This is a genomic window from Phenylobacterium sp., from assembly GCF_044371015.1.
Lineage (GTDB): Bacteria > Pseudomonadota > Alphaproteobacteria > Caulobacterales > Caulobacteraceae > Phenylobacterium.
Map to the genome: position 1 here is coordinate 1 of NZ_JBILUK010000195.1, position 6,124 is coordinate 6,124.

Here is a 6,124-nt window from a genome sequence, read left to right on the forward strand (position 1 = left end):
CGGGTGGCGCGCCAGGCCTGCGGCGCCTGCCACATGGAGCTGATCGAGAAGGCGGAGCGTTCGTTGATGGCGACGGGCGCCATGCTTTGGGGCGGCGGCTCCTACAACAACGGCATCCTGCCGTTCAAAAACTATGTGCTGGGCGAGGCTTACACCCGCCACGGAGAGCCCGCGCGGATCGTCTCTCCAGGTAATCCACACGGCACGGTGACGCCAGAACAGGCCAAGCGCGGCGCGTTGCCGACGCTCTATCCGCTGCCGACCTGGCAAGTGGTGCCTCCGGGCGACATCTTCCGCGTGTTCGAGCGCGGCGGCCGCAACATCAATACTCAGTTCGCCGAGGTTGGTCTGCCCAACTCTCTCGGCGCGATTCAGCGACTTGAGGAGCCGGGTCGGCCGGATCTCAAGCAGTCCAACCGCGGCCCGGGCACCGGCCTGCGTGTGGCGATCCCGGTGCTGAACATTCACAAGACGCGCCTGAACGACCCCTTCACCTGGTTCATGGGCACCAATGACCAGCCGGGCGACTATCGCTCATCGGGCTGCGCGTCATGCCACGTGGTTTACGCCAACAACCGCCAGCCGCATGCGAGCCTGACCTGGGCCAAGTACGGCCGCGACGGCGAGAGCGCGCAGGTGGATCCGACGATCCCCAAGGGTGAATCTGGCCATCCGATCAAGCACGTCTTCACGCGCGCCATCCCGACCGCTCAGTGCATGAACTGCCACATGCACCAGCCCAACATGTTCGTGAACACCTACCTCGGCTACACGATGTGGGACTACGAGGCCGACGCCCCGCACATGTGGCCGGAGAAGCAGAAGTATCCGACCACGGCTGAAGTCCGGAAGGTCCTTGACCGTAACCCCGAAGGGGCCGCGCCGCGCGGAAAGTGGGCCGACCTCGACTTTCTGCGCAACGTGTTCAGTCTGAACCCGAAGCTAAAGGACACCCAGTTCGCCGACTATCATGGTCACGGCTGGAACTTCCGGGCGATCTTCAAGCGCGACCGGGACGGCAACCTGCTCGACAAGGACGGGGCGATCATCGCCAACGACGATCCTGAGAAGTTCCACCGGGCCGGTGCTCCGGAGTTTACGCCCGTGGGCCAGAACGCGCCTGGCAAAGCGGTCCACATGATGGATATCCACGCCGAAGTCGGGATGCAGTGCGCGGATTGCCACTTCAGCCAGGACAGCCACGGGTCGGGCCTGATCTATGGAGAGGTGGCCAATGCGGTGGAGATTCGCTGCAAGGATTGCCACGGCTCGTCACAAGCTTATCCAACCCTCAGGACTTCGGGACCTGCGGCGAGTCCGCAGGGCAATGATCTGTCGTTGCTGCGCAATCCCGACGGCCAGCGGCGTTTTGAGTGGCTGACAGAGAACGGCCGGCAGGTGCTGGTCCAGCGCTCACTGCTCGACCCCAAGCTGGAATGGCGGATCAAGCTGACCAAGGACACGGTCGATCCTGACAGCCCGGACTTCAACGCGAAATCAGCGCGCGCCAAGCTGATGTCGAAGATCAGCGAGACCGGCAAGCCCTTCGCCTGGGGCCAGGGCGTGGCGCCCGGCGACCTCGCCCACAAGGACGAGGAGATGGAGTGCTTCACCTGCCACACCTCGTGGACCACGGCTTGCGCCGGTTGCCATCTGCCGATTGAGGCCAACTGGAAGACCAAGGCTCACAAGTACGAGGGCGACGAGAGCCGGAACTACGCAACCTATAACCCTCAGGTGGCGCGGGACGACATGTACCAGTTGGGCCGCCACCAGACGACCAAGGGCTCGACCATCGCGCCGGTCCGGTCTTCGTCGGCGCTGATCCTGTCCTCGACCAACGTGAACCGCGAGCGGATCTACAGCCAGCAGCCGCCCATTTCGGCCGCGGGCTTCTCCAGCCAGGCCTTTGCGCCGCACTTCCCGCACACGGTGAGGACCACCGAGACCAAGACCTGTTCCGACTGTCACATCTCGGCGGCCAACGACAACAACGCAATCATGGCTCAGCTTCTGCTGCTGGGGACCAATTATGTGAACTTCATCGGCCAGGACGCCTGGGTCGGCCTCTCAGGCGGCCTCAAGGCTGTGCGTGTGTCCGAGTGGAGCGAACCGCAGGCGGTGTTCGGGTCTTATCTCCACCGCTACGCATATCCCGACTTCTACAAGCTGCACGTAGATCGGAACGGTCGCGAGCTGAAGAACTGGGTTCGCGGCAAGCCCTTCAACAAGGGCTTGAAAGCGGGCGAAGAAGAGGCGCCGGAAGACATTGCCAACTTCCATCTCGGAACCGATGGCGCGGCGCGCTGTCTGCAGCTTCGCGGCGAGTACATGTTCGTCGCGGAAGGGAAGGGCGGTTTCCATGTGTTCGACGTCGCCAGCATCGCCAACAAGGCGGTTTCCCAGCGGGTGATCACAGCGCCGTTCTCGCCGCTGGGTCACGACACGCGCGTCGAAAGCAAGAATGCCACATGCATGGCTTTGCCGACCAACCAGAACATCGCGCCGCAACGCAATGAGGCGATGCAGAAGATCATGGTCAAGGATCTGGCCGGTGGCGGCGATATCTCGCTGCTTAAAGCTAACCAGGAGCAGACCTTCCATCCGCTCTACTCTTATGCGGTGATCACCGACTCTGAAGAGGGCCTGATCCTCGTCAACGTGAACACGCTGGCTGACGGTGATCCGCGCAACAACATGCTGAAGCGCGCGGTGACTTGGAACGCGGACGGTGTGTTGAACGGCGCACGCCACATCACGCTCGGCGGGCACTACGCCTACATCGCCGCTGATGCGGGCCTCGTGGTGGTGGACCTGAATGATCCGCTCAAGCCCCGATATGTCACCACCGTGGCGCTTCCCGATGCGCGGGCTTCGGCGCTGCAGTTCCGCTATCTGTGGGTGACCACATCGCGCGGGCTGGAGGTGATGGACGTTACGCGCCTGGATCGGCCGACGCCGCTGCCGGGCGCGACGGTGCCCCTGGCGGACGCGCGACGTGTGTATGTGGCGCGCACCTATGCCTATGTCGCCGCCAAGCGGGACGGGCTGGTGATAGTGGACGTCAAGAATCCGGAGAAGCCGCGCCTCTACCAGAAGTTCGACGCCGGCGGCCGTCTAAACGACGCCGAGGATGTGGTGGTTGGCTCGACCAACGCCTCGCTGTTCGCCTATGTCGCCGACGGGCGAAACGGGATGAAGGTGCTGCAACTCACAAGTCCCTCGACCCAACCTAACTTTTACGGCTTCTCGCCCGCGCCAAAGCCGGAGCTGATCGCCTGGGCGAAGACCGAGAGCCCAGCATTGGCCATGTCCAAAGGCTTGGATCGTGACCGCGCCGTAGACGAGACGGGCGGCCAGATGGCGATCTTCGGGCGACTGGGCTCCCGGCCGTTTACCCGGCCGGAAATGGAGCGCTTCTTCACCGACCGTTGGGGGCGTCCCTATCGTGTGATGGACCAGGTGGACATGACCGCTTGGATGGGGCCAAGGCCGCTCCGACAGGCGGGTCGGTAAGGGCCGTCCGACCGTTCGGTCGCCTTGACAGTTCGCTGAGCACAGTCCCCACTGAGTTGGGGGATGGGCGTCAGTTGATGGACGATTGAATGAAACTCCCTGATGGGCGCGTGACGGTGGACGCCGCCGACGAAGCTGAACCGCCCAAGGCCAGTTTCCGGATCAAGCTGTTCTTCGGTCTGGGATCGGCGGCCCCCGGCGCTTTCAACGCGCTCGGCGCGCTAGCGATGTTCTTCTACAATCAGGTGATTGGGGTGCCGGCCGCCGTGGTGGCGGTGGCGTTGTCGGCGACCGTGTTCTCCGATGCGATCATGGACGTGCTGATCGGGAATGCTTCGGATCAGACGCGGACCCGCTGGGGACGTCGACACCCGTTCCTGATCGCCGGCCTGATCCTGATTCCCATTGCGCTCTATTTTCGGTGGCATCCGCCGGAGGATTGGGCGGCCAGCGAGATGTTCTGGTACGTGCTGGCGACCGGCCTGTTCGTGAACATCTCTTTCAGCATCTTCGAGATCGCCAGCAATGCGCTGGGACCGGAGCTGGCGAAGGCCTATCACGACCGCACGGTGCTGATCAGCTATCGCTGGATGATCGGCGCGGCCACTTCGGCGATCGCCACTGTGCTGATCTATGGCGTCTTTCTGCGCGCGACGCCGGAGCACCCGGTCGGCCAGTTGAATGTCGGGGGCTATGGGCCTCTATCGCTGACCATATCCGCTATCGTCGTGGCATCGATCATGGCTATGGCGTGGGGCACCCGGCACGCCATTCCTCACTTGTTCCAGCCCCCCAAGGTGGAGAACCGGATCAGTCTGAAGGTCCAACTTCGGCGAATGGGCCAGGCGCTCAGCAACCGAAGCTTTCTGGTGGCGGTGGTGGCGGGCCTATTCTCGGGCGCGGCGCTCGGCATGGAAGGTGGCTTGCGGCTCTATTTCTACACCTTCCTATGGGGCCTGAAGGCTAGCGACATCATGGTGCTTTCGCTCTTGGCGATCCCGACGCCCATTGTGGCCGCGATGATCGCGCCCAGACTGGCGCAACGGTTCGGCAAGAAGCGAATCTGCATGTCGCTTTTTTTCACCGGCGTCGCGATCACCCACACGCCGATGCTGCTCAAGCTGTTCGGCATCCTGACCTGGGAGTCCTCGCCGCAGTTGCTGATGCTGCTGGCCAGCTTCGCCTTCGCCGCCGGCGTCTGCATGTTTGGCGGCTTCATCGTCGTCTCCTCAATGGTGGCCGATATCGTCGAAGATGTTCAGGCCGTGACCGGTGATCGCGCGGAGGGGCTGTTGATGACCGCCGACAGCCTGCCGCAGCGGATCGTCAACTCACTGGCGGTGGCGATCCCGGGTCTGCTGCTGGCCTGGGTCGGATTTCCAGAGAAGGCCAAGCCCGGGCCAGAGACCCTGGCGATGATGATGCAGGTGGGCTGGGTCTATGTGGGCGCCATGGTCGTGGTCAGCGGGCTGTCGATCGCGACCTGGAGCTTCTACCGCATCGATGAGGCGACCCATCGGCGTAACCTGCGCGCCGTCGCGACGACAAAGTAGCCCAGGGCCCGCTAGCGGATGGTGTAGGCGGGAATCGGCAGTGGGACACCCTTGAGGTCGATTTCGCCCACGGCCTCAACGGGCACGTTGTTCTTGGCCAGTTTGAGGGTCTCGGCGCTAAACAGGATGCGGGTGCCAAAGGTCTTATTGGCTGCCTCGAGGCGTGCGGCGATCACCACGACCTCGCCATAGGCCGTGTAGTTGAATCTGCGTTCCCCGCCAAAATTGCCCACCAGCCCGATGCCTGAGGAGAGGCCCATACGCGTGACGCCGAAGCCGATACCGCGGGCCACCATCTTGTCGCGTATCTGCTGGCCGAAGGCGTCGATCTCGCGGGCGCAGGCGATGGCGCGATCCGCATGGTCGGTGGTGGCGACCGGTGCGCCGAAGATGGCGATGATGCCGTCACCGGTCATCTTGTCGATCATCGCCTCGTGCTTCCAAAGGATGTCGATGACGCCGTCGAAGTATTCGTTGATCACGCCTTCGAAGGTCTCCAGGTCCAGGCTGGCGACAAGGTTGGAGAAGTTCTCTAGGTCGGAGATCATGACGGTGATCTCACGTTCATCAGCTCCAATCTTAACCTGCTCCTGGCCGCCGACCATGCGATCGATCACCTGTGGCGCCAGGTAGCGCTCCAGCGTGGACGAGTAGAAAGCGCGCTGACTCTGAAGTTCGGCGGCCGAAAGGCGGCTGAGTACAAAGAACGCGAAGGCGAAGCTGATCGCCGGGGCCACCATCGGGGCCATTCCGGCGAAGTAGCGATAGATCAGGAACGCGCCGACCGCGGACCCCAGGACGGCCAGGGTGACGATGCCGATCGAAATCCACCAACGTTGCGTCGATTTGCCAAGCAGAGCGCCGCCCAGGGCTGCCGCTAGGACATGGAGAATCATAAGCGGCAGACCGGGCGTCCGGACCCGGTCGCCTTCAATCATTTGGGACAGGGCGTGGACGTGCACCTCAACGCCGGGCGTGCCGTCGTAGTGGCCCGGAAGGAAGCGCAACGGCGTGGTGTGCATGTCCTCTTTCAGGGTGTCGGAGTCGGCCGTGGC

The 6,124-nt window shown here is 63.3% G+C and carries 3 protein-coding genes; 2 read left to right on the forward strand and 1 reads right to left on the reverse strand.

The annotated features are described in order from the left end of the window. Positions 1–3,516 (forward strand): hypothetical protein (locus tag ACIQ3R_RS13980; RefSeq protein ID WP_397419471.1); only part of this gene is annotated, 3,516 nt, incomplete at its 5' end. An 89-nt stretch (positions 3,517–3,605) separates the two neighbouring features. Further along, positions 3,606–5,069, forward strand: coding sequence for an MFS transporter (locus ACIQ3R_RS13985; RefSeq protein WP_397419472.1), 1,464 nt, complete (start codon positions 3,606–3,608; stop codon positions 5,067–5,069). A gap of 11 nt (positions 5,070–5,080) precedes the next feature. On the opposite strand, the gene ACIQ3R_RS13990 is transcribed toward ACIQ3R_RS13985, so the two are convergent. Further along, positions 5,081–6,124 (reverse strand): adenylate/guanylate cyclase domain-containing protein (locus ACIQ3R_RS13990; RefSeq protein WP_397419473.1); only part of this gene is annotated, 1,044 nt, incomplete at its 5' end.

Bases quoted from the DNA above. Each gene is read 5' to 3' on its own strand.
- ACIQ3R_RS13985 (WP_397419472.1), top strand. From the start codon at position 3,606: ATGAAACTCCCTGATGGGCGCGTGACGGTGGACGCCGCCGACGAAGCT.